Origin of the sequence: Lacrimispora indolis DSM 755 (assembly GCF_000526995.1) — a bacterium.
Lineage (GTDB): Bacteria > Bacillota > Clostridia > Lachnospirales > Lachnospiraceae > Lacrimispora > Lacrimispora indolis.
The window spans coordinates 2,927,433-2,951,579 of sequence record NZ_AZUI01000001.1; the positions used below are offsets into that span (position 1 = coordinate 2,927,433).

The 24,147-nt window shown below is 47.7% G+C and carries 22 protein-coding genes, 1 riboswitch and 1 other annotated feature; of the genes, 9 read left to right on the forward strand and 13 right to left on the reverse strand.

The window, feature by feature from the left end; all coding sequences use genetic code 11:
• Positions 1-73: 73 nt before the first annotated feature.
• The gene (locus tag K401_RS0114040; RefSeq protein ID WP_024293535.1) at positions 74-676 is read right to left on the reverse strand and encodes a recombinase family protein; all 603 of its coding nucleotides are present in this window, start codon (positions 674-676) and stop codon (positions 74-76) included.
• 739 nt (positions 677-1,415) lie between these two features.
• Between K401_RS0114040 and K401_RS0114050 the strand changes: the two genes are divergently transcribed.
• From K401_RS0114050 to K401_RS0114075, 6 genes are all read left to right on the forward strand, one after another.
• Entirely contained in the window at positions 1,416-3,599 is a 2,184-nt protein-coding gene (locus tag K401_RS0114050) for a methyl-accepting chemotaxis protein (RefSeq protein ID WP_024293537.1), read from the forward strand.
• A gap of 89 nt (positions 3,600-3,688) precedes the next feature.
• Complete coding sequence (locus K401_RS0114055) at positions 3,689-5,584, forward strand: BglG family transcription antiterminator (RefSeq protein ID WP_024293538.1); 1,896 nt, start codon at positions 3,689-3,691, stop codon at positions 5,582-5,584.
• A 120-nt stretch (positions 5,585-5,704) separates the two neighbouring features.
• Complete coding sequence (locus K401_RS0114060; protein ID WP_029700787.1) at positions 5,705-7,129, forward strand: 6-phospho-beta-glucosidase; 1,425 nt, start codon at positions 5,705-5,707, stop codon at positions 7,127-7,129.
• An 11-nt stretch (positions 7,130-7,140) separates the two neighbouring features.
• Positions 7,141-7,449: a PTS sugar transporter subunit IIB gene (locus K401_RS0114065; protein WP_024293540.1), complete on the forward strand. Its 309-nt coding sequence runs from the start codon at positions 7,141-7,143 to the stop codon at positions 7,447-7,449.
• Positions 7,450-7,474: 25 nt separating this feature from the next.
• Positions 7,475-8,764, forward strand: coding sequence for a PTS sugar transporter subunit IIC (locus tag K401_RS0114070; RefSeq protein ID WP_024293541.1), 1,290 nt, complete (start codon positions 7,475-7,477; stop codon positions 8,762-8,764).
• Between the two features lie 31 nt (positions 8,765-8,795).
• A complete protein-coding gene (locus K401_RS0114075) occupies positions 8,796-9,110 on the forward strand; it encodes a PTS sugar transporter subunit IIA (protein WP_024293542.1) in 315 nt (104 codons plus the stop codon).
• A 79-nt stretch (positions 9,111-9,189) separates the two neighbouring features.
• Here K401_RS0114075 and thiD read toward each other — a convergent pair whose 3' ends face one another.
• The 12 genes from thiD to K401_RS0114135 all read right to left on the reverse strand — a co-directional run bounded on the left by thiD (position 9,190) and on the right by K401_RS0114135 (position 20,269).
• Positions 9,190-9,990: a bifunctional hydroxymethylpyrimidine kinase/phosphomethylpyrimidine kinase gene (gene thiD, locus K401_RS0114080; RefSeq protein WP_027352443.1), complete on the reverse strand. Its 801-nt coding sequence runs from the start codon at positions 9,988-9,990 to the stop codon at positions 9,190-9,192.
• Positions 9,987-10,628 (reverse strand): thiamine phosphate synthase, encoded by a 642-nt coding sequence (gene thiE, locus K401_RS0114085; protein WP_024293544.1) that lies wholly within the window; start codon positions 10,626-10,628, stop codon positions 9,987-9,989. Before thiE ends, thiD begins: the two co-directional genes overlap by 4 nt.
• The gene (gene thiM / locus K401_RS0114090) at positions 10,615-11,496 is read right to left on the reverse strand and encodes a hydroxyethylthiazole kinase (RefSeq protein ID WP_024293545.1); all 882 of its coding nucleotides are present in this window, start codon (positions 11,494-11,496) and stop codon (positions 10,615-10,617) included. Before thiM ends, thiE begins: the two co-directional genes overlap by 14 nt.
• Before the next feature lie 18 nt (positions 11,497-11,514).
• Positions 11,515-12,069, reverse strand: coding sequence for an energy coupling factor transporter S component ThiW (gene thiW / locus K401_RS0114095; protein ID WP_027352441.1), 555 nt, complete (start codon positions 12,067-12,069; stop codon positions 11,515-11,517).
• Positions 12,070-12,230: 161 nt separating this feature from the next.
• Positions 12,231-13,538, reverse strand: coding sequence for a phosphomethylpyrimidine synthase ThiC (gene thiC, locus K401_RS0114100; protein WP_024293547.1), 1,308 nt, complete (start codon positions 13,536-13,538; stop codon positions 12,231-12,233).
• 128 nt (positions 13,539-13,666) lie between these two features.
• Positions 13,667-13,773, reverse strand: a riboswitch (TPP riboswitch).
• 52 nt (positions 13,774-13,825) lie between these two features.
• Positions 13,826-14,599, reverse strand: a complete 774-nt coding sequence (gene trpA, locus K401_RS0114105; RefSeq protein ID WP_024293548.1) for a tryptophan synthase subunit alpha — start codon at positions 14,597-14,599, stop codon at positions 13,826-13,828.
• Positions 14,592-15,776 carry a tryptophan synthase subunit beta gene (gene trpB, locus K401_RS0114110; RefSeq protein WP_024293549.1) on the reverse strand — a complete coding sequence of 395 codons (1,185 nt, stop codon included), beginning with the start codon at positions 15,774-15,776 and terminating at the stop codon, positions 14,592-14,594. Before trpB ends, trpA begins: the two co-directional genes overlap by 8 nt.
• The gene (locus K401_RS0114115) at positions 15,722-16,405 is read right to left on the reverse strand and encodes a phosphoribosylanthranilate isomerase (RefSeq protein WP_024293550.1); all 684 of its coding nucleotides are present in this window, start codon (positions 16,403-16,405) and stop codon (positions 15,722-15,724) included. Before K401_RS0114115 ends, trpB begins: the two co-directional genes overlap by 55 nt.
• Positions 16,402-17,196: an indole-3-glycerol phosphate synthase TrpC gene (gene trpC, locus K401_RS0114120; protein ID WP_024293551.1), complete on the reverse strand. Its 795-nt coding sequence runs from the start codon at positions 17,194-17,196 to the stop codon at positions 16,402-16,404. The genes K401_RS0114115 and trpC overlap by 4 nt, the downstream gene beginning before the upstream one ends.
• Positions 17,193-18,212, reverse strand: coding sequence for an anthranilate phosphoribosyltransferase (gene trpD / locus K401_RS33575; RefSeq protein ID WP_024293552.1), 1,020 nt, complete (start codon positions 18,210-18,212; stop codon positions 17,193-17,195). The genes trpC and trpD overlap by 4 nt, the downstream gene beginning before the upstream one ends.
• On the reverse strand, positions 18,213-18,797 hold the full coding sequence (locus tag K401_RS33580; RefSeq protein WP_024293553.1) for an anthranilate synthase component II: 585 nt from the start codon (positions 18,795-18,797) through the stop codon (positions 18,213-18,215). It lies immediately after the preceding gene.
• Positions 18,797-20,269 carry an anthranilate synthase component I family protein gene (locus K401_RS0114135; RefSeq protein ID WP_024293554.1) on the reverse strand — a complete coding sequence of 491 codons (1,473 nt, stop codon included), beginning with the start codon at positions 20,267-20,269 and terminating at the stop codon, positions 18,797-18,799. Before K401_RS0114135 ends, K401_RS33580 begins: the two co-directional genes overlap by 1 nt.
• A 209-nt stretch (positions 20,270-20,478) precedes the next feature.
• Positions 20,479-20,742, reverse strand: a binding site (T-box leader).
• Positions 20,743-20,978: 236 nt separating this feature from the next.
• Between K401_RS0114135 and K401_RS0114140 the strand changes: the two genes are divergently transcribed.
• Genes K401_RS0114140 through K401_RS0114150 form a run of 3 tightly spaced genes read left to right on the forward strand, consistent with a single transcriptional unit; the run spans position 20,979 to position 24,141 of the window.
• Positions 20,979-21,530 (forward strand): toll/interleukin-1 receptor domain-containing protein, encoded by a 552-nt coding sequence (locus K401_RS0114140; protein ID WP_084492891.1) that lies wholly within the window; start codon positions 20,979-20,981, stop codon positions 21,528-21,530.
• 27 nt (positions 21,531-21,557) lie between these two features.
• Positions 21,558-23,171 carry a hypothetical protein gene (locus K401_RS0114145; RefSeq protein ID WP_024293556.1) on the forward strand — a complete coding sequence of 538 codons (1,614 nt, stop codon included), beginning with the start codon at positions 21,558-21,560 and terminating at the stop codon, positions 23,169-23,171.
• Between the two features lie 19 nt (positions 23,172-23,190).
• Positions 23,191-24,141 carry a hypothetical protein gene (locus K401_RS0114150; protein ID WP_024293557.1) on the forward strand — a complete coding sequence of 317 codons (951 nt, stop codon included), beginning with the start codon at positions 23,191-23,193 and terminating at the stop codon, positions 24,139-24,141.
• Positions 24,142-24,147 lie beyond the last annotated feature (6 nt).

Here is a 24,147-nt window from a genome sequence, read left to right on the forward strand (position 1 = left end):
GAATGAAATAGTGTGTCTGTCCAGCAGGCAGAGCCGCCAGGAAAATCCGGCGGTTCTGCCTGTTTTAAAGTGGTTATGCCTTTGACTTGTATTTTTTGATCATTGTCCGGAACTGGCTGACAGTGATGCCCAGCTCCCTGCTTGCGGTTTCCAGGGTATAGATGCGCTTCTGCCATTTTTCATAGACTGGGTAAAATTCGTCGGGAATGGGAGTGGGAAAACGCCCCAAATGCTTTCCCTGGGCTTTGGCAAGGGCGATCCCCTCTGCCTGGCGTTGTTTGATATTTTCCCGTTCCGCCTGTGCCACATAGGAAAGGAGCTGCAGGACTATATCAGATATCAGGGTCCCTATGAGATCTTTATTTGTTCTTGTGTCCAGGATCGGCATGTCCAGGATCACAATATCAGCTTTCTTTGCTTTAACAATTTCCCGCCATTCTTCCTGTATATCATCGTAATTTCTTCCCAGACGGTCAATGCTTTTTACAACAAGGACATCTCCTTCTTTCAGCTTTCGCTTTAGTTTTTGATATTGGGGCCTGTTAAAATCTTTCCCTGACAATTTGTCGCAAAATATGTTCTTGTCAATAATGCCCCAGCGGAGAAGCTCGACTCTCTGCCGCTCTGTATTCTGTTCCAATGAGGAGACCCTCATATACCCGTAAAAATTTTTCATTAAAATAACCTCCTGTCATTCTTAATTATGGCATGAGGTTCATAGATTATTCTACTATATTAGTATTTGGAAAACGACAGCCTGCAGGTCAATATATAAAAATGGAAACCGGATGAGTGAGAAATGGTTGCTATAACCAGGAATTTCTGTATACAATTCAGGGATTCTTTCCATTGATTATTTGATAAAAAGGTACACCTTTTTATCAAATAGAAACAGCATAAAAATACTATGTATATTATAAGCACTATTTCGACAAAATACAACATATTTTGCACTTATTATTCTTATTTTCTTTACATTTTGCCAGTGATATCAAGGTGTACCTTTTTACTACCAATGGACAACCAGCAGGAAAAAGTGCTGTCATTATTTGCGGTCAGCCAGAATGGGAGGTCTCAGGGTAGGTTTAAATGATAAGCGGTTCATAGGGACAGCCAGGCTATGAGAAAAACATGGATTTACCATAGGGGAGGAGATGGAAAAGTGGAAGTATTCAGTAATAAAAGCGGTTTACATATATTTGTAAAACGGAAGGAGGATAAAATCCCAAAGCTGTCTGGATCAAATCAATATAATTCAAGGATTATCTCACTGAGAGGGACTGTTCTGTCTCTTTTGGATCTGCGGAAATTATTCAGAATGAAATCCATAAAAAAGAGCATGAGAAGTTTAAGGCAATGCTGAAACAGTGTCAAAAGGATCATATTCAAAAAATAATGATGCGAGGAAAATACAGATGAAAATTGGAAAAGGAAACATGCAGCAAAAGAAATACAGGAAAATTTCTGATAAAATTGCAATGGTGATCACGGCTGCATTGCTTGTGGTTTTTGGGATTTTAAGTATTGTAACCGTCCGCCTGTCAGGTCAGGCAACCAGCATTGCGGTCCGGTCGGAGCTTACCAATCTGGCCCACGCAAATGGAAACCAGGTACAGGCGATCCTGGATTCTGCATCAAAACAGGCATCGGCCATGCTGGACTATATTGTAAACGAGCATGACCAGGGAACAGCGGTTATCTCTTCTTCGGAGAATGCCCAGGTAAAAAGTGCGGTATATCACACGGAAATGGCTGATTTAAGCGTTGAAGTGGAAAATTATCTGATCAACAGCATGTGCTCTGCCGTCGCAGCTGATGAGGATATTGTAGGATTTGGCATCTTTTTTGAACCAGGCAAGTACGATGACAACATACAGGATTATGCCCTATATGTGAACCGGGAGGATGCGGCCAATCGAGTGGCAAAGCCCTTTGGAAAATACAGCGATTACAGCGAACAGGAATATTATAAGCCTGCAAAGGAAACCAAAAAACCTTATTTTACAAAGCCTGACCAGTATCAGGGCACTACCATGATCACTGCGGTATACCCAATTTTATATAAAGATGAGTTTCAGGGAGTTATTGTGGCTGATATTGACGTTGGACATTTTAACAAAATAACCACATCTTCTGCGGAATATAAAACCCTTTACGTGAGCATTCTCACGGATGATTTCACCACGGTATATGACAGCGGATCTGCTGATTCCATTGGCCATAATCTTTCTGAGCTTATAAAGGATCCGGAGGATGTGAATAAGATCACGGACGGAGCTGCCGGGGGAAAGGCTTTTACATGTACGACTGTCCGTGAAGGAGGGCATAAAGTATCCCGGTTTTTCTATCCCATTGATGTGGAAGGGACCCATTGGTGGGCACAGACCGTATTGGATACTTCTGACTTGAATAAAGACATTAACATGTTAACGGTTACAATCGGAGTGGTTTCTATATTATCCATGGTGGCTGTGGTCGCCATTGTTATCATTATTCTCAGAAGAGTATTAAGGCCTATCAACGGTGTAGTTTCTGCTGCGTCTGAAATTGCTTCCGGACATCTTTCCATACAGGTGGATACAAAAAGCAATGATGAGATCGGAGTTCTTTCCAGGACCTTTTTGGAGATGGCGGAAAATTTAAAGGCAATCATTCTGGACATCAACTATTTGCTGGGAGAAATGAGCGAAGGCAATTTCAGGACCGATACGAAATACGAGGAAAAATACATCGGTGATTATCAGGAAATATTGACCGCCATGCGGACCATTCGCAGCAATTTAAGCAATACCCTTATAGAAATCAACTCTGCCTCTGACCAGGTTTCGGCAGGAGCCGGGCAGGTATCAGACAGCGCTCAGAGCCTAAGCCAGGGGGCCGCGGAGCAGGCAAGTTCCGTGGAAGAGCTTACGTCTACCATAACGGAAATTTCTGAGAGGATCAAAGACAATGCAGACAATGCCCGGCAGGCAAGCCATTTGTCAGGGGAAGCAGGCGGGGAGGTTGCAGAAAGCAGCCAGCACATGCAGCAGCTGATGAAGGCAATGGAGGAAATTACCGATACCTCCCGGGAGATCGGAAAAATTATCAGAACCATTGATGACATCGCATTTCAAACCAATATTCTTGCTTTAAATGCAGCTGTGGAAGCAGCCCGTGCCGGCGAAGCAGGCAAAGGGTTTTCCGTGGTTGCGGATGAGGTGCGCAGCCTTGCAGGAAAATCGGCGGAGGCAGCAAAGAATACCACGGCACTGATTGAGAGCACGGTGGAGGCCATTCAAAACGGCAGAAGGCTGGCAGATAAGGCTGCCGAGTCACTTAATGATGTCGTAGATACATCTAAGAGCGTGGATGAGAGAGTCCGGCAGATAGCAAAAGCCTCTGAAGAAGAATCTTATGCTGTCACACAGATTGCAGCAGGACTTGAGCAGATTTCGGCAGTGGTGCAAACCAATTCCGCAACATCGGAAGAGAGTGCGGCGGCAAGTGAAGAACTTTCAGGACAGGCGCAGATGCTGAAGAGCCTGGTGAACAGGTTCAAGCTGAGAGAAGGGGGAGAAAGGATTGCAGCCCGAAACGCCTCCGATTACCAGAATTAATGTGGTAAAAATCTAAATGGAAAAATTATGCCTGCCATGTTATGCTGATAATAAGGTTTTGTAGGACAAAAAGTGCTAAGGAGACGGCTATGCTTTGGAAACAGTTGCAGGAATTGCTGATGCTCTTGAGTCAGGAAGAATACAGAACGGCTTTGACATTGGCAGAACGGCTGAAGGTCAGTGAAAAGACGGTACGGCTGAGACTGAAGGATTTAAGCGGACTGCTGGAAGGCCATGGGGCGGAAATAAGCTCAAAAGCGAGGTTTGGGTATATACTTCGGATTCATGACCAGGAGAAATATGATGCATATATCAAAAAAGAAACAGAAAAGACGGAATATTTTCCGGAGAGGGAAATCGAGAGAAGAGAATATTTGCTTGCATACTTAATTTCCAGAATGGATTATATAAAGATAGAAGAGCTTTGTGATTTTCTCTATGTTTCAAAATCCACCTTGTCCAATTCTCTTAAATCAGTGGAAGGGATATTAAAACGCTACGGCCTTTCCATTGACAGGAAACCCAATTACGGAATCAGGATCAAAGGCTGGGAGTTTGATATCCGCAGGCTGTTAAGCGATTATTTTATCAAACGCCAAAGTCTGACAGGGGTGGATATCAGCCATCAGGAAAGCGAGCTGGTCCATTTGGCGGAAGTCATTAAGGGCCTGTTAAAGAAGTACGGGATCCGCCTTTCGGAGATCGCTTTTGAGAATTTCGTGGAATATACCTATGTGGCCCGGAAACGGATGAGATCAGGCTTTTATCTTCAGATGGAAAAGAAAAACTTACCGGAAATAAGGGGAAAGGAATCTGCACTCATCCAGGAGCTTATTTCCGTGGTAGAGGCCCAGGAACAGATCACCTATACTGCTGACGAGGAACATTATCTTTCCCTGTATCTGGCGGGAAAGCGGATGATCGGAAGCACACTGGAAAATGACTCCAATTTTGTTATCAGAGAGCAGACCGACCAGCTTGCCCTGGCCATGATGGAACTGGTGAGCAGGGAATACGGGCTGGAAATGCATAATAATTTTGAAATACGGATGACATTAAATCAGCATCTGGTTCCCTTTGATATCAGGATCCGGTATGATATTCCTTTAAAAAACCCCATTCTGGAAGAGATCAAGCAAAAGTATTGTCTGGCATACCAGATATCCTATGAAGCGGTAGGAGTGCTGAAAAAGCATTATAAAAAGGATATTTCCGAGGATGAGATCGGATATTTTGCCCTGATCTTTCAGCTTGCCCTGGAAAAGGACAAGATGGAGCCATGTTCTGATATTCTTGTGGTATGCAGCACGGGAAAGGGAAGCTCCCGGTTATTGAAATACAAATATGAAAGTGAGTTTTCCGGTTATTTAAGAAATATCTATGTCTGTGATCTCTTAGAGCTGGAACATTTTGATTTCCAGAATGTTGATTACATTTTTTCCACCGTGCCAATTACCATGGAGGTTCCTGTCCCCATTGTAGAAGTGGGGGCGTTTTTAGAAGCGGATGATATCCAGAAGATCACCAGGACCCTTAAAAGGGGAAACAGCAGGGGGATCATAAAGCGGTATTACACACCTGTGCGGCTGCTTAAGTCGGTGGATGGGAAGCATAAGGAGGAAATATTAAAGTTTCTGTGCGGCGTGATCAGGAAGCAGGAAAAGGTGGATGAGAATTTTTATGAGCTGGTACTTGAGCGGGAAACCTTTGCCCAGATGGATTATGGGAATTATATCACCCTCCCTCACCCTAACCAGATCGCTTCGGAGGAAACCTTTGCTTATGTGGCGGTTCTCAAGGAGCCTGTCATCTGGAATAAACTTCCGGTCCAGGTGGTTCTGCTGATTTCCATAGGAAGGAAAGAGGACAGAAACCGCCAGACCTTCTATGAAACCACCGCGCGGTTTGCCCTTAATAAGGAGGCGGTCACGCGCTTAATCCAGGAACCGGAGTATGAGGTTTTGCTGGAACTGCTGGAAGAATAAAAATACCACATTCAGACTGGAGAAAAACTGCCAGATTGAATGTGGTATTTTTTTCGTTGGAGTTTTGTGTGTTCCGATGCTACCATAAAAACAAACCATTGAAGGAGGAAAATAATACTTATGCTGAGTAAGGATTTTCTATGGGGAGGTGCAGTTGCCGCCCATCAGTTGGAAGGAGCCTGGAAAGAAGGGGGCAAAGGCGTCAGCGTTGCCGATGTGATGACAGCCGGAGCCAATGGAAAGGAACGGAAAATAACTGATGGAGTCATAGAGGGAAAGTATTATCCCAACCATGAGGGAATTGATTTTTACCATCGTTACAAAGAGGATATCCGCCTTTTTGCGGAAATGGGTTTCCAGTGTTTCCGTACCTCCATTGCCTGGACCAGGATTTTTCCCGGAGGTGAAGAACCAGAGCCAAATGAAGAGGGACTCCGGTTTTATGACGATTTATTTGATGAGTGCAGAAAGTATGGAATCCAGCCGGTAGTGACCCTGTCTCACTTTGAGATGCCCTATGAACTGGTTGTCAAGTACGGCGGTTTCAGAAACCGTATCTGTACGGAGCTGTTCGTGAAGTTTGCCAAAGTGTGCTTTGAACGGTATAAGGACAAGGTGACTTATTGGATGACCTTTAACGAGATCAATAACCAGGCGGATTTTGACGGAGACTTTGCCCCTTTTACCAACTCAGGGCTTCTTTTTAAGGAAGGGGATAACCGGGAACATTTAATGTACCAGGCGGCCCACTACGAGCTGGTGGCATCGGCCCTGGCAGTAAAGGCAGGGCATGAGATCAATCCGGACTTTAAGATCGGCTGCATGATGGCCATGTGCCCCATTTATCCTTACTCCTGTGATCCCAGGGACATGATGATGTCCATGTCTTCCATGCAGAAGCGCTGCTGGTTTGCGGACGTCCATGTGAGAGGGAAGTACCCGGAATACATAAAGGCATACTGGAAGCGGAAGGGGCTGGTCCTGGATATAAGGCCGGAAGATTTGGAGGCGTTAAAAGAAGGATGTGTGGATTATATCGGATTCAGCTATTACATGTCCTTTACCGTAAAGCACAGGGACGATAATCCGGAGTATGATTACCGTGAAGGTCGAGACCGGGTGGAGAATCCTTATGTGAAGGCCAGCCAGTGGGGATGGCCCATTGATCCGGAAGGGCTTCGCTACACCATGAACTGGCTGTATGACAGGTACGGACTTCCTCTGTTCATCGTGGAAAATGGCTTTGGTGCCTATGATCAGCGGGGAGAAGACGGCATGATACATGACGGTTACCGGATTGAATATTTAAAGGCGCATATAGAAGCAATGAAACAATGTGTGGAACAGGATGGAGTGGACTTAATGGGATATACCCCATGGGGCTGCATTGACCTGGTTTCCGCAGGAACAGGGGAGATGGAAAAGCGCTACGGATTCATCTATGTGGATAAGGACAATCAGGGTAAGGGAACAGGGGAGAGAAGCAGGAAAGAAAGCTTTTACTGGTTCCAGAAGGTAATTCAATCAAACGGAGAGGAATTATAGGAGGAAAATATATGATAAAGATTCGGTTATTTTGCAGTCAGGGAATGTCCACAAGCCTGCTGGTGAGTAAAATGAAGCAGGCGGCCCTGGAAGAGGGACTGGAGGCGGATATCGCTGCATATCCGGTCAATGACCTGGATGAAAACCTGGGAGGAGTGGACTGCGCGCTGCTTGGACCTCAGGTGGGGTACTTAAAGGACAAGGTTTCCAAGACCTGTAAAAATCATCAGGTTCCGTTGGATGTGATCCCTATGGTGGATTACGGCATGTGCAATGGAAAAAAGGTTCTGGAGTTTGCCCGGAAGCTGGCCGGTAAATGAGAAGAGAAAGGGAGGGACAGTGAGGATGAAAGAGTTTTTAAATAATAAAGTGGTTCCAAAGTTAATGGTGTTTATCAATACAAAGGCAATTCGTGGTTTAAAGGATGGGCTGCTGTATTCCATGCCCATGATGATCATCGGTTCTATTTTTCTGCTTCTGGCGAATTTTCCATATACGCCTTTTGCCGACTGGCTTAAGGCCGCCGGCATTACACCGGTGCTGAATCAGGCCTTTGAAAGCACCTTTAATATCATGGCTTTGATTGCCTCCATTGGCATTGCCTATACTTATGTGAAAAATGAGGGATACAACGGAATGCCGGCTGGGGTGATCTCCCTGTGTACCTATCTGCTGCTTCAGCCTTCCACTGTAACTAACCAGGAGGGAGCTTCAGTAGGAGTTATTTTTAAGACCTGGACCGGCGGGCAGGGTATGATCGGTGCGATCCTGATCGGACTCATTGCAGGCTGGATCTATACGGTATTTTTAAGGAAAAACATTACCATTAAGATGCCGGAAGGAGTTCCTGACGGAGTGGCTACTTCTTTCACGGCTCTGGTTCCGGGCGCTGCCATTATTATCGGAGCCTCCATCATGTATGCCATTGTAAAAAATGTGTTTGGCACGACCCCGATGGAGTGGATCTATAAAACCATTCAGATTCCCCTCCAGGGCCTGACCGATTCATTTGGAGGAGTGGTTGCCATGGGATTTTTGATTCCGTTTTTCTGGTTCTTCGGAATCCACGGCTCCACGCTTGTGGGGGGAATTATGGGACCCATTCTCACCGCAAACACTGCCGCAAACCAGGCAATTATTGACAGCGGCCGGGAGCTTACACTGGCAAACGGCGGACATATTGTTACCCAGCAGTTTCTGGATCAGTTTATGACGGTTACAGGGGCAGGAATCACCATTGGTGTGGTCATATACCTTACATTTTTTGCCAAGTCCACTCAGTGCAAGCAGGTCGGCAAGCTGGGGATCGGTCCTGCATGCTTTAACATCAATGAGCCGGTGCTCTTTGGCACACCCATTGTGTTAAACCCCATTATGGCCATTCCATTTATACTGATGCCTGTTTTATCAGGAATCATTCAGTATCTGGCGATTTATACGGGACTCTGCCCCATGTACAAAGGAATTCTGGTACCCTGGACGTGTCCGCCCATTATTTCAGGATTTCTCATCGGAGGCTGGAGGACGGCACTGCTTCAGGTTGTGATCCTGGCATTGTCATTCTTCGTGTATCTTCCTTTTATCAGGGTGATTGACAAAATGTATGAAAAGCAGGAACATCAGGTCCAGGATTGATGGTTTCTGTGCAGAGAGAAAAGGTGGAAAGATGCAGGAAATGGAACTTATTTGCTTTCGGTTGATCACTGCAGCAGGCGGAGCAAAATCAAACTATATTAAGGCAGTACAAAAAGCGAAAGAAGGAAAATACGAAGAAGCGGAACATCTGATCGCAGAAGGGGACGAAATGATGAAGCAGGGCCACTTGCCCCATGCGGACTTAATCCAGAGAGAAGCGGCGGGAGAAGCAGTGCCCATGGGACTTATTCTGACCCATGCGGAGGATCAGATGATGAGCGCGGAGGTCTTTAAGGTCATGGCCGAAGAGATCATTGATCTTTACAGGAAACTGGAAAGCAGATAAAACGGGAAAATAAGGCCTGTCCTGCAGGAGTTGGCAAAAGCCGGAACGCGATACACCATGCGTTCCGGCTTTCCTATGGTTATGTTCTCCATCCATGCCACAAGGGACCCCGCCCTTTTCCCATTTTTAAGCCGGCTTTCAGTGCTCCGTTTAAGTAGGCTTTTGCCGCCAGGATGCTTTCTTCCAGCCCCATGCCCCTGGCCAGCCCGCAGGCAATGGCAGAAGATAAGGTGCATCCGGTTCCGTGGGTATTTGGATTGTGGATCCGTTCTCCTGGAAACCAGGTTATAAATCCATTGCGGCACAGCACATCGTCGGCGCCCTGTGTATTATGACCGCCTTTTAAAAGAAAAGGAATCTGAAAGATGTGGAAAAGCTCCATTGCAGCCTCTTCCATATCCTTTTCTGTGTATATCCGGCGCCCTTTTGTGGATAAAAGTGCCTCTGCCTCCGGTATATTGGGGGTAACCAAAGCCGCCAGGGGAAACAGCTTGCTTGTTAAAGTCTTAACATCCTGTGGGTTTAACAGAGAATGTCCGCTGGTGGATACCATGACCGGGTCCAGGATCACAGGAGAACGGTTATAGTTTTTCAGTTTTTCCCCAATGATTTCTATGGACCGGGAAGTTCCGGCCATGCCGATCTTTACGGCCTTTGGCGGAATGTCGGTAAATACGGCATCCAGCTGGGCGGCAAGCATTTCCTGACTGACTGTTTCCGTCAGGAAAACCCCAGTCGTATTTTGGGCGACCAGGGCGGTGATCACGCTGGAGCCATAGACACCAAGAGCCGCCGCAGTCTTTAAATCCGCCTGTATTCCGGCGCCGCCGCTGGGATCCGTACCTGCAATGGTAAGGAAAGAAGGGAGAATCAGGCTCATAGGCTCACCACCTTTAAAAGCTGTTCTTTTAAGCCATGGACTGCTGCTGTAATATTCCCTTGCCCAAAGATTCCGGAAACCACCGCAGCCCCGGCGATACCGGTTCCTTTCAGGCTGGAAACATTTTGGCCGGTAATTCCGCCGATAGCTGTTACCGGAATGGGAACAGAGCGGCAGATGGCAGACAACTGCTCCAAGGTCAAGGCAGCAGCGTCCTTTTTTGTGGGACTTGGGAATATGGCACCGGACCCGATATAATCCGCCCCTTCCATAAATGCCCTTTTTGCCTGTTCCGGGCTTTTTGCAGTGACACCCAGAATGCGTTCCGGTCCGATTAACCGGCGGACCTCTAAGGGAGGTAAATCATCCTGCCCTACGTGCACCCCGTCGGCACCGCACTTAAGGGCAATTTCCACGTCATCGTTTATGATGAGGGGAATGCCGTAATGCCTGGTAAGCTCCCGGACAATAAGGGCTTCCTCCAGAAAGATACTTTTGTCCAGGCTCTTTTCACGGAGCTGGAGAAGGGTCACTCCGGCCGAAAGGGCTTCTTCAATTTGTTCTGTCAAGGTTTTTTCTCCCGTAAATCCCTGATCTGTTACAGCATACAGGAAAAGCATGTCCTTACGAAATTTCAATGTCTATCCCTCCTTTTAAGGTGTTTTCATCCAAAAGGCTTACCTGATCCAGAAAGCAGCAGTGGAAGCTGCCTGTGCCGCCGGAGATTTTTTCCGCCCTTTTTGCCGCAAGTTCCCCGCAGAGACCGGCAGCAGCCGTGGCAAGAGCGGCGGCCTGGAACATGGCAGGCTGTGAGAATGCAGGCCCGGCCGCAGCACAATAGGCGGCAATGATGCCATCCAGCATGCAGCCGCTTCCGGTGATCCGGGCCATTTGGGGGCAGCCGTTCCTGATAAGCCAGGCTTCCTTTCCGTCTGAGACAATATCAATTGCCCCTGTCATGACGGCCACAGCACCGGTTGCAGCGCTTAAGGCCCTGGCTGTTTCCCTAAGAGATTCCAGGATTTCTTCCCTTATTTCATCAGTAAAGGAAGCGTCAACTCCCCGTGGTGAGGCAACAGAGCCGTTTTCTCTTTGCATGTTTTTCCCGGTCAGTTCCTTTAACAGGACCCGAAGCTCAGAGGCATTTCCCCTGATAACGGTTGCTTTTACGTTCCTTAAAAGTGAAAGGGCTGTTTCAGTCCGGTAACGGGAGGCGCCGATCCCTACCGGGTCAAAGATGACTGGGAGGTTTAACCGGTTTGCTTCCAGTCCGGCCTTTTCCATTGCTGCCGCTGCATTCTCTTTGGGGGTTCCCATGTTTAAAAGAAGGGCGTTTGATAAGGCAGTTATTTCCGTAACCTCATCCAGGTGGTCCGCCATAATGGGGGAACCGCCGCAGGCCAGAATAATATTTGCCACATCTGTTGCAGTGACGTAATTGGTGATACAGTGGATGACAGGCCGTTTTTTTCTGACCAGCCCGGTCATGGATTCATTGATTTTCAAGTCCACCTCCTGTTCCCCCTATTCATTGATAAGCCGCTCAAAATAGGAAAACAGGCCAAGGCGGCGCAGCATTGCCAGCAAGCTGGCTGCCAGTATGGTTCCTGCCAGGGTGCTCATAAGAAATGGAATCACAAAGAAAAATACAGCCACCTCTTTTCCCATGAGTAACGCGGCCACCGGATAGCAGAGCAGCCCGCCGATGAGACCTGTGCCAATCACTTCTCCAAGATAAGCGGGCAAAAGCTTCCCGGTTTTTTGAAACAGATAAGCCCCGCAAAATGCGCCAACCATGCTTCCCGGAAAGGCCAGTAAGCTTCCGGTTCCCATGAGATTGCGTATGAGAGAAGTGCCAAAAGCCATGGAAATGCCGTATACAGGCCCTAGAAACACTCCTGCCAGAACATTTGCCAGATGCTGTGCCGGGAAGCATTTGGACGCTCCCACAGGGATGGAAAAACCGGAGAGGGCAACGGTAAGAGCTGTCAGCATTCCGCTGATCACCAGTTTTTTCAACCGCACTTTTGAACTTGCAGAAGAACTGTTATAAATTGTTGATGGTATTTGATCATTCATGAAAATTCCTCCTGTTTATGTAATTAAACCAAATCAGTTGCAAAGCGGGGTGCCCACCAAATGGTACGGGGCCGCTGTGCCCCATGGTCATTGCGAATATCCGCTTAGAAATAGAACGCCCCTTTTATCCTCACTTGGGTTACAAGTTCGGATAAGCTATGTCATTCATCAAAAATATCTACAATATCCCCGTCAAGAATCCGGTTCATATTTTTCATGGCACAGAAATTGCCGCACATGGAGCAGGTATCTTCCTTTTCCGGTTTTGACATGGCCCGGTAGCGTCTGGCCTTTTCCGGGTCAATGGCAAGCTGGAACATGGTTTCCCAATCCAGCCGTTTTCTGGCATCGCTCATCTTATGATCCCATTCCCCGGCGCCTTTGATGCCCTTTGCAATATCCGCCGCATGGGCGGCGATCCGGGCAGCGATGATCCCTTCCTTTACGTCTGCTTCATCCGGCAGCTTCAAATGCTCCGCAGGAGTCACATAGCAGAGAAAGGCCGCTCCGGCAGCAGCAGCTATGGCCCCTCCGATGGCTGCAGTGATATGGTCATAGCCCGGCGCAATATCTGTGACAAGAGGCCCCAGAACATAAAAAGGTGCTCCTTTGCAGATGGTCTGCTGGATTTTCATATTGGCTGCAATCTGGTCTAAGGGCATGTGGCCGGGACCTTCAATAATAACCTGCACATCCTTTTCCCAGGCTTTTCTTGTCAGTTCCCCAAGAGTCACCAGCTCCTCCACCTGGGATATATCCGATGCGTCTTCAATACAACCCGGACGGCAGGCATCTCCAAGGCTTAAGGTCACATCATGCTTCTGACATATTTCCAGAATGCGGTCGTAATGCTCATAAAAGGGATTTTCCTCCCCTGTCATTTCCATCCACGCAAAGATGATAGAGCCTCCCCTTGAAACGATGTTGGTCAGCCGTTTTGCCTCCTTGAACCTTCTGGCAGTCTGCCTGTTGATCCCTACGTGAATGGTCATAAAGTCCACCCCGTCTTCCGCGTGCATTTCCACGATCCGGATCCATTCTTCGGCAGTGATTTCCCGAAGTGGCTTGTGGTAATAAACCACCGCATCATAGATGGGAACCGTGCCGATCATAGCCGGACATTCCCCGGTCAGCTTCCTGCGGAATTTCCGGGTATCTCCAAAGGAGCTTAGATCCATAATGGATTCCGCCCCCATATGTACTGCATCCTTTACTTTTTGAAGCTCCATTTCCAAGTCATTTAAATCCCTGGAGGTCCCAAGGTTCACGTTGATCTTTGTCCTCAGCATGGATCCGATCCCGCTGGGCTTTAAACAGGTGTGGTTTTTGTTGGCCGGAATGGCGACTTTTCCCTGGGCCACCAGCTCCCGAAGCTTTTCCGGCTCCCATTGTTCCTGCCCGGCCACTTCCATCAGTTCTTTTGTGAGAATGCCTTTTCTTGCGGCATCCATTTGTGTGGTGTAATTCATCTTTGTTCCTCCTTTTGATTAACGGAGGGATTGTAAGGGAATCTGCCGGATGAATATGCTGGCATATTTGTCCGGCTTATTGCTCACGCAAAAAGAGCCCATACCAACAGGTATAGGCTCGGAAAATACAATTGTCCCGTATGAATCCCTACGTTGGCATTACCCAAATCAGGTTATAAAGGTCGAAGTTGATTACTTCCTCTCAGCCCGCCTACGAGCTCCCTCTTGTGGTCATTAGTGTAGCATTCTGTTTTAGTCTTGTCAAGGAAAACATCCAAAACCGGCTGTCAGCCGGAAATGGCTGCCTTCATTTCCCTTACATAATCGCAGACAGGCTCCACGCAGCCTTTTCCATATTTTGCGGCTATTTTCACAATGGCACTTCCTACAATGACGCCGTCCGCGTTTTTGCTCATTTCCTTTGCCTGCTCCGGCGTGGAGATGCCAAAGCCGATGGCGCAGGGAAGGTCCTTTGTCTCTTTTACAAGGGAAACCATTTCTCCGATATTTGTGTTGATTTCAGCCCTCACCCCGGTCACGCCCATGGAAGAAACGCAGTAGATAAATCCTTCCGATTCTGATGCAATGGCCCGTATGCGCTCCTTGGAAGTGGGGGCGATGAGGGAAATCAGCTCAATTCCGTATTTCCTGCAGAAGGGCAGCAGTTCCTCTCTCTCCTCAAAAGGCATATCCGGCACGATCAGGGCGTCAATGCCGCTTTCCGCCGCATTTTTTAAAAACCGTTCGCTTCCATATACGAAAACAGGATTGATATAAGTCATAAAAGCCAGGGGAACATCGGTTTTTTTCCGTATCCGTTTTACGCAGTCAAAAAGCTTATCCGTGGTAACTCCTGATGCCAGGGCCCGCATATCAGCTTCCTGGATCACGATCCCTTCTGCAATTGGGTCGGAAAAGGGGATTCCAAGCTCAATTAAATCCGCTCCGGCTTCAGCCATGGCCGGAACCAGCTCTTCAGTGGTGGCAAGGTCAGGATCTCCTGCCGTAATAAACGGGATGAATGCCTTTCCCTTAGAAAATACGTCCCTTACTCTACTCATAGATTTCAACCCCCTTATAGCGGGCAATGGCGGCAACATCCTTGTCGCCCCTCCCGGATAAATTGATGACAATGATGTTCTCCTTTCCCATGGAAGGAGCGATCTTTCTGGCGTATGCCACTGCATGGGCGCTTTCAATTGCCGGAATGATCCCTTCCAGACGGGATAAGTATTCAAAGGCTTCCACTGCCTCCTGGTCCGTAACCGGGACGTAAGTGGCTCTTTTCGAGTCATAAAGAGCCGCATGCTCCGGTCCGATGCCCGGATAATCAAGTCCTGCGGAAATGGAGAAAACAGGGGCGATCTGTCCGTATTCATCCTGGCAGAAATAAGATTTCATGCCGTGGAAGATTCCAAGAGACCCGGTGGAAATGGTGGCAGCGTGCTTTCCTGTTTCAATGCCGTGGCCCGCAGCCTCACAGCCTATGAGCTTTACGGAAGGCTCGTTTACAAACTCATGGAAGATTCCCATGGCATTGCTTCCGCCGCCCACACAGGCGATCACCACGTCAGGAAGCTTTCCTTCTGCCTCTTCTAACTGTGTGCGGACCTCCTTGCCGATGATGCTCTGGAAATCCCTTACAATGGTTGGAAAGGGGTGAGGACCCATGACAGAGCCCAGGACATAATGGGTGTCAGCTACCCGGCTGGTCCATTCCCTCATGGTCTCATTGACCGCATCCTTTAAGGTCTGGGTACCACTTGTAACAGCGTGAACCTTTGTGCCTAAAAGCTCCATGCGGAACACATTTAAGGCCTGGCGGTCCGTATCTTCTTTGCCCATGAAAACCTCGCATTCCATTCCCATGAGAGCAGCAGCGGTAGCGGTAGCAACTCCGTGCTGACCGGCTCCTGTTTCAGCGATGACTCTGGTCTTTCCCATCTTTTTAGCGAGAAGGACCTGGCCCAGGGCATTGTTGATCTTGTGGGAACCGGTATGGTTTAAATCCTCCCGCTTTAAATAGATTTTTGCGCCGCCTAAGTCCTCAGTCATCCGCTCTGCATAATAGAGCAGGGAAGGCCTTCCGGTATATTTTTTATGAAGGTCTGAAAGCTCTGCTAAAAACTCCTGGTCATGACTGTACTTTTCATAAGCTTCTTCCAGCTCATTTACTGCGTTCATCAGCGTTTCGGGGACAAATTGTCCGCCGTGCTGTCCAAATTTTCCTTTTGACATGGATTTCCACTCCTTACTGTTTGTATGATATCTTTTATTTTTTCAGGGTCCTTTTTGCCGTCCGTTTCCACGGAACTGCTTAAATCCAGGCAAAAGGCCTTAGTTTTCATTGCCTGCTTTATGTTTGAAGCGTCTATGCCTCCGGCCAGGAACCAGGGTTTTTTGATGTCCGGTATCATGGACCAGTCAAAGGTCTTTCCGCTGCCGCCGTAAGCACCTTTTGTATAAGTGTCAAAAAGCAGGAAGTCTGCGGGAAGGTCCTGGGCATCCTTCATATCCTGTGCCTGCCGGACCCGTATGGCCTTTATGATGGGAATGCCGGGAGCCATGCGTTTTTTTAATTCCTGGATGTAATCCCGGTCCTCATCCCCGTGAAGCTGGATGAGATCAATGGTTTTATTCTCTGCCAGGGCCATAATATCCTCCATGGGGCTGTTTACGAAAACGCCTACCGCCGGTATTTCCGGCAGCAGCAGCTTTTTCAGCTCATAAGCTTCCCGTCCTGTGAGGCGGCGTTTTCCGGGGGCAAATACAAAGCCAATGTAATCAGGTCTCCATGCATTTACCGCCAGGATATCTTCCCTTCTGGTCAGCCCGCATAGTTTGATCCGTGTTTTTTCCGAATTCATTGTGTTGCCCTCTTAAAACCGTCCAGGATTTCCTTTTTATCAGGGGAACGCATGAGGCTTTCCCCGATCAGGACGGCATTGACCCCGGCTTCTGACAGGAGGCGGATGTCTGTTTCTGTTTTAATTCCGCTTTCTGCCACAAAAAGCGCATCAGAGGGGACCATGCTCCTTAAGCGGAGGGAATTGTTAAAATCCACTTCAAAGGTTTTTAAATTCCGGTTATTCACTCCAATGATCCTGGCCCCTGCGGTCAGCGCGGAATGGATCTCCTCTTCATCATGGGCCTCCACAAGGGCGCCTAAGGCAAGGCTTTTGCACAGCTTTAGTCCTTCTTCCAGGGCCTTTGTATCCAAGAGGGCGCAGATGAGAAGAACCGCTGAAGCGCCTATGACCTTTGCCTCGTAAATCTGGTAGGGATCCACCGTAAAATCCTTTCTGAGAAGGGGGAGCCCTACCTCATGGCTGATCCCTGTTAAGTAGCTGTTGTTTCCCAGAAAGTATTCCGGTTCCGTGAGGACGGAAATGGCATCAGCCCCTGCCGCTTCGTAATCCTTTGCGATCTCCACATAGGGAAATTCAGGGGCAATGAGTCCCTTTGAAGGAGAAGCCCGCTTTACCTCGCAGATAAAGGAAATGCCGGGAGAGGCCAGGCTCTGCTCAAAGGAAAGCTTGCTCTCCTTTGTCTTTTCCAAGGATTCAAACGCCAGTTTTTCCATGGTTTTCATTGGGATTTTCTCTTTTGCCGCCTCCGCCCGTTTTTTAGAGGCAGCAGCAAGGGCGTCAAGTATCATAAAAGCACCTCATTGGTCATTTTTACAAACTCCTCAAGCTTTCTGGCGGCTTTCCCTGAATCAATGAGATCAGCCGCTTTTTCTATGCACTGGGAAATGGTGCAGTCATCGATTCCCAGGTATAAGCTGAGGGCAGAGTTTAATATGATGATATCCCGCTTTGGCCCGTGGAGTTTTCCGTTTAAAAGGTCTCTGGTGATCTGGGCATTCTGGGCAGGCGTGCCGCCCACCAGCTCAGGAAGGCTGCAGCGATTTAAGGAAAACTCCTCCGGCGTGATCTCATAAGGCGTCAGTTCTCCGAAACGGATCTCGCATACGTGGCTGGGACCTGTGACAGTGGCTTCATCCAGTCCGTCATCTCCGCATACCACCAGGCCCCGCTTGACACCCAGATTGCTTAATACCTGTGCAAGAGGTTCCACCAGCTTTCTGTCATAAACCCCCAGAAGCTGCATTGTGGCTCCTGCAGGATTGGAGAGAGGCCCTAAGATGTTAAAGATGGTCCGCACTCCAAGCTCTTTCCTCACCGGCCCCGCGTATTTCATGGAAGAGTGGTAAGCCTGGGCGAAGAGGAAGCACATGCCTGTTTTCTTCAATATTTCTCCCGACTGTTCTGCCGTCAGGTTTAAATTCACCCCAAGGTGTTCCAGCACATCGGCAGCCCCGCTTTTGCTGGAAACGCTGCGGTTGCCGTGCTTTGCCACAGGAACTCCCCCTGCGGCCACCACAAATGCGGTGGTGGTGGAGATGTTAAAGGTCCCTGCTTCGTCGCCGCCGGTGCCCACGATATCAATGACAGGAAAATCCGGCTCCAGCCTTAAAGCCTTTTCCCGCATGACCGTGGCACAGGCAGTGATCTCGTCAATAGTTTCCCCTTTCATCCGAAGCCCTGTTAAAAATGCGGCCATCTGGGCAGGAGTGGTTTCCCCGCTCATGATCTCGTTCATCACCTCTTTTGCAGCATCAAAGCTTAAATCCTGCCCTGTGATTACTTCATGGATTGCCTGCTGAATCATTTAATCTGCCTCCTTTATATGAATGGATAAGAAATTTTTAAGTATGGTCATCCCGTTTGGCGTCAGGATTGATTCCGGATGGAACTGAAGTCCGTAAAGGGGATACTCCTTATGCTTTACCGCCATGACTTCCCCCATATCGTCGGACCCGATAACGGTCAGACAATCAGGAAGGGAATCCTTTGCTGCGATAAGAGAGTGATACCTGGCTGCCGGAATCTGTTCCGGAAGCCCGAAAAAGATGGGATCAGAAACATCAATGGTGAGAAGGCTCTGCTTTCCGTGCATCAGCTTCCTTGCATGTGTGATCTCTGCGCCGAATACTTCGCAGATCCCCTGGTGTCCCAGACATACCCCAAGGATAGGGACTGTTCCCGAAAGATTTCTGACTACGTCCTCGCACACGCCGGCGTCCTTTGGATAGCCGGGACCTGGGGAGAGGATGATATGGCTGGGGGAGAGGTCCCTTATTTCTTCCACGGTCATCTCATCGTTTCGTATGACCCTGATATCAGGATTTAAGCCGCCAAACATCTGGACTAAGTTGTAGGAAAAGCTGTCATAATTATCGATCAAAAGAATCATCAGTCATTTACCTCCCCCGCTGTTTCAATGGCCCGGATCACGGCCTTTGCCTTGTTTTCCGATTCTTCGTATTCCCGTTCCGGAACGCTGTCGGCCACAATGCCGCCTCCCGCCTGAACGTATACCTTTCCCTGACTCTTTACCGCCATGCGTATGGCAATGCAGGTATCCATGTTCCCGGTAAAATCAATGTAGCCCAGGGCACCTCCGTAAATGCCCCTTGGCTCTGTTTCCAGCTCTTCTATGATCTCACAGGCCCGGATCTTCGGCGCCCCGGAAAGGGTGCCTGCAGGAAGGACCGCCTCAATGGCATGAAACCCATCCCGGTCAGGGGTGATGTCCGCTTCCACCTGGGAGCAGATGTGCATGATCCTGGAATAACGGTGGATCATTTTATAGCCGGTCACCTCTACGGTGGAAAACGCTGCGATTTTCCCTAAATCATTTCTTCCCAAGTCCACCAGCATGTTGTGCTCTGCCAGCTCCTTTTCGTCCTCTAAAAGCTCTTTGGAAAGCCGGCTGTCTTCTTCCTCGTCCCTTCCCCTGGGCCTGGAGCCTGCCACCGGAAAGGTGGTGAGCCGCCCGTTCTTTAAACGGACCAGGGTTTCCGGAGAGGTGCTTATGATTTCCGTATCATCCATGTGGAGATATACCATGTAGGGAGATGGATTGGTGGTCCTTAAAAGCCGGTAGGCATTTAAGAGACTGTCCTGGTAATCGCTTGTAAACTGTCTGGAAAGCACTGCCTGGAAAATGTCCCCGTCCACAATATACTCCTTTGCCCGCTCCACCATGGAGCAGAACTCCTCCTTCGTCACATTGCAGCGGAAGTTTGGCCGGCCGGTGACTGCAGACTTTTTTAAGGGGGTATTTTCTCCGATCATGGCCGCAATGCTTTCCAGCCTTGCACAGGCTTTCCCGTAGTTTTCCATGACCCGGTCGGTTTTCATATTGACCACAAGGCTGATTTTCTGCTTCAAATGATCATAAGCGATGACCGTATCAAAAAGCATTAAGTCAAAATCATTGCAGGCCCCTTTTTTGATGGACAGGACAGGCTCCGCATAACCGATCATGCTGTATGCAAAATACCCTACAAATCCTCCGGTAAAGGGCGGAAGCCCTGGAAGCCTTGGGGAGCGGTAATCTTTTAAGATATCCCTCAGCACATCGTAGGGCTTCTCGGTCCGGATCACTTTATCCGCTTCCGGCTGTCCATAATGATGGACTCTTATTACCTGATCCTTTAAGGTGACCTTAAGGACCGGATCATAGCCAAGAAAGGAGTAACGTCCCCATTTCTCGCCTCCCTCAATGCTTTCAAGCAGATAATACCGGCTGCTTTTGGCTGCGATCTTTCGCAGCAGGGTGATGGGTGTTACAATGTCTGCAAAGATTTCCCTGCAGACCGGGATGACAGGATAGGAAGCAGCAAGTGCTTCGATTTCCTTACAGTCCGGCGTGATGTTCATGGTTATTACGCTCCTTTCTCAGTTGATTGCGTATGTTTTTAGGCCTGACGGCCGGTCAAGCAAGAAAGAATCCCGCTTGCGGCGGGTCGCCTCGGCGACATCCAACCCTACCGCCGCAGTGCGATCCTCCCGGAGGTTTTTTATCGTATAGGACGAATTTTCCTATACGATAAAAAAGGCCTCCGTCCCTCCTCCATATTGCTATGGATAAGAGGGACGAAAGCCTGAAAATACGGTTCCGTGGTACCACCCTGATTGGAGAAGATAGACTTCTCCCACTTTACAGCACACCAACATGTGCCTCCCCTTGATAACGGATAGGAAACCCGTCGACACCTACTCCCGGAAATGAATCCGGTTTCAAGCCGCCCTCGCAGGTCCATTCAGACCAGACACCAACGCTTCCTCTCACCGACCGGAAGCTCTCTGTGCATGATGAAAAGATCTTACTTACTCCTGCTCAACAGTTTATCGCTTTGTTTTGCTACAGTATATGGGATAAAAATTAAAATGTCAATAGTGAAATTTATTTTTTGTTAGGGACAAGGGAAGGGAGTTAAAAGTGAAATGATAAAAAAACGACATGAAATGAGTTAATTCTGGGAAGACGATTTTGTATATTGATTTTTTGAATGGATTATTTGCAGAATTTAGAAAAATTTGGTAAAATGATCTTGATAAAACAAATAAACGTGAAAACGGGGGAAGTATGATGGCAAATAATATGATCATAAACAGCGGAGTGATTAACGGAAATGTAATACAGAAATCTGCAGCCGGGACCCCATTAACGGCTGAGAAAGAGAGTCAGAAGACCGGAGGAGGCATTTCCAGTAAATACAAATATGACGTTGGCATTTCCTATGCCAGTGAACAGGAACGGTATGTGACAAGGGTTGCCAAAATTCTGGAAAAAGAAAACTTAAGGGTGTTTTTTGCTCCTAACAGGGAAGAGGAGTTTTTGGGACGGGATATGATCACGGAGTTTTATGATATTTACCGCTATGAAAGCATGTTTGTGGCATGCTTTGTTTCCAGGGACTATTTGGACAAGGATATTACCATGCATGAGGCGAAAACAGCCATGCTGAGGGAAAAAGAGGAAAAGAGAAATTGCCTGATCCCGGTATATTTCGGCGGATCCCGTTTAAAGGAGCTGGATCCGGACATTCACTTCCTGGATGCTGACCGGTTAAGAGAAGTAGAGGTTGCTGAAAAAATAAAGATCATCATTCATTCCTTTGAGAAAAGGAACCGATGATACCTTTGATTTCATGGGGGGAAAGACATGGAAACGGAAGAAGAAAAAGACCAAAACACCAGCCCGCCGGAAGATGGTGCAAAAGACTGTAAGGAAGAGGAGCGGCTCCAAGAGCCTGATAAGGAAAAAATACAGCCTGAAAAAGAGGAACAGGGAAGTATTTTAGATCAATATAATCCGGAGCAGTATCAGAGAAAAAAGGAGCAGAACAGACGGGAAAGAGGGGATGGAGAGTATCATAACTGCTTTTTTATTGACGGAAAGGAATTGAATCATTTCATTTTCAATTCCGGTGAAATTAACGGCAGCATCAATCAGGGAAGCGGTCAGACTGTGGAGGAGGGGGAAGCACCCTTTCAATTCAGGGATCAGAAGGATATGAAGGAGCTGATTAAACGGTATGTGCTGACGGACTATGTGCCGATTTTTCTCACCATCACCGTGTTAAAGATGGTCCCGGTATCCCATCTGGTTGATGTATCCCAGGTGCTGAAAACGCATCTATATACAAAAAAAGAGGCCGGGGAGCAGCCTGAGGTAAAGGGAAACGCACTTCAATCCATGGAAGAACTATTAGAGTTTTTAAACGCGGAAATCGTTTTGGCAACTATGGAAAGCGAAGCCGGAAGGCTGGAGTTCCAGAGCGTGATCTTTAAAAATCCTTCCATTATTCCGGAGCTGAACAAAGAATTGTGGACTGGTTATCCAGGTATGAGGAAAGGGCTGATTGACTGGCTGCTGGACATAAGCCGTTTACGGCCTGTACGGAAATTAATATTATGCCAGATCGGGGAAGCCATAGCTGAGTTTGCTTCCATGGATTTTGCCTATGCGCAGAACAATATCATTCCGCGGTTTGTAAAAAGCCATAACAGGGATAATTTTTATTTTCTGCTGAAAATTATGGAACGGTGCCTGGAAGAGGAAGCATACCGGGAGAATGCAGAGAAATTGCTGTGTCACTGGGCTGAACTGGATAACAATCAGGTTTTATGGCAGATTGCTTTTTGTCTGTATGACAGTGATAAAAATTACGGCTTTCATTCCCAGGTGCGCAGCCGCCTGCAGACCATTATAAGAGCTGAGCTGGCTTCCGGACTGGAAGTGGAGTTAGAACAGGTGGTTTACTTTTTTAAGGATGACAGTGAACTGCCCTTTGATCTGCTTCAGGAAAAGGAAGATATGGCGCAGTTGTATATAGAGGTTCTGTCCGGGCAGTTTGAACTGTGCGAAAAGAAGAGAGACAGACTCCGGTTCGGATACTATTTTATGACCCTCATGTGGCAGGATTACATAGAAGAAGGATACCCGTTGTACAGATCCCTTTTCTTAAACAGTTTTAACAGCAGGGAATCAAGAAAAAGGCTGGGGCCTCTCATGCGCTATGTCTGGCAGAAGCAGATATTACGCCAGTTGTTTTTAGAGAAGATCCTCCTCCTGTATATTAAGGAGTTAAGGGACTTGAACAGGCCCTGGGATTATATGAAGAATTTCTTAAAGGTGATCGCTTTTACCGGTGAAGAAACGGATTTTGAGCATACTTTAAGAACCCTTGGAAGGATAAAAACAGAACAGGAAGGAAAAGCAATTGCAGACCAGATGAAAGAGTATCTGGTGGGACTGCTGAGCAGCAGAAGATAAAATACGGGGGATAAAAACGATGATTGAAAGAACATTTAATCCAATTTTGAAAGAAGAAGCTTTTAAAAGGTCTTTTTTTTCTAAAATCCCGATTCCGGGACCAAAGAAGGCTGTTTTATTGTTGTCAGGAGCAGGAGGAGCAGAGCCGCTTCTCATTGAAAATGGAACCCAGGTTCGGTTAGCGGATATCAGAAGGGGAAAATATGATCAGCTGGTGGAAATTGATCTTCATCCCTATAATATCAGCTTTAAGGAAGAGGTATACAGCAAAGACAATATCTCGAAATTTACAGTCACGGTTACTGCAACGGCCAATGTAAAGGAACCGGATATCGTATATCAGGAGCAGGTACATGATGTGACCCAGTGCGTACAGGATCACACTCTGGCACAGATTCAGGAAAAGGCGGCAAAGTATTCCATCAGGGAGAATGCCGGACTAAAGGATGAGATCAAGGAGGCTTTGTCTGGTATTAGTTACTTAGAAAACGGAATCAGTCTGAGCAATTGCAACGTGATTGTCCAGGTGGACAAGAAGTACGAAAGCTTTCTTGAAAAGCAGCTGGATCTGGGATATCATACGGAATTTGAAAAGAGCAAGGCGGTTGCTGCCCAGGAAATGAAAAGCATTTATTCTGACCAGGTTACGGCAATATTTTCCGAGTTCGCTGCCGGAACGATTGGGGTGGAAGAGGCGATCCAGCGGTCCAAGAAGGGATTATCCCAGGATTTTGATGAGAGAATGAGGCAGATTAAGGAAGCCACGGACTACATCAGGAGCCTGGAAAAAGACGAGATGATCCGGGAAGGAGACACGCTTAAAAATGTGCAGGTCTTATTAAACGGAATAATTTCTTCCATATCGGACTTATCTTACGCAGCGGAAAAAGAAGTGGCAGGAACACTGGAAGATCATGCCAATGAGGAAGCCGTCAATATTTACCGGGAATTTGAAGAGGATGAGGAATAAATACCA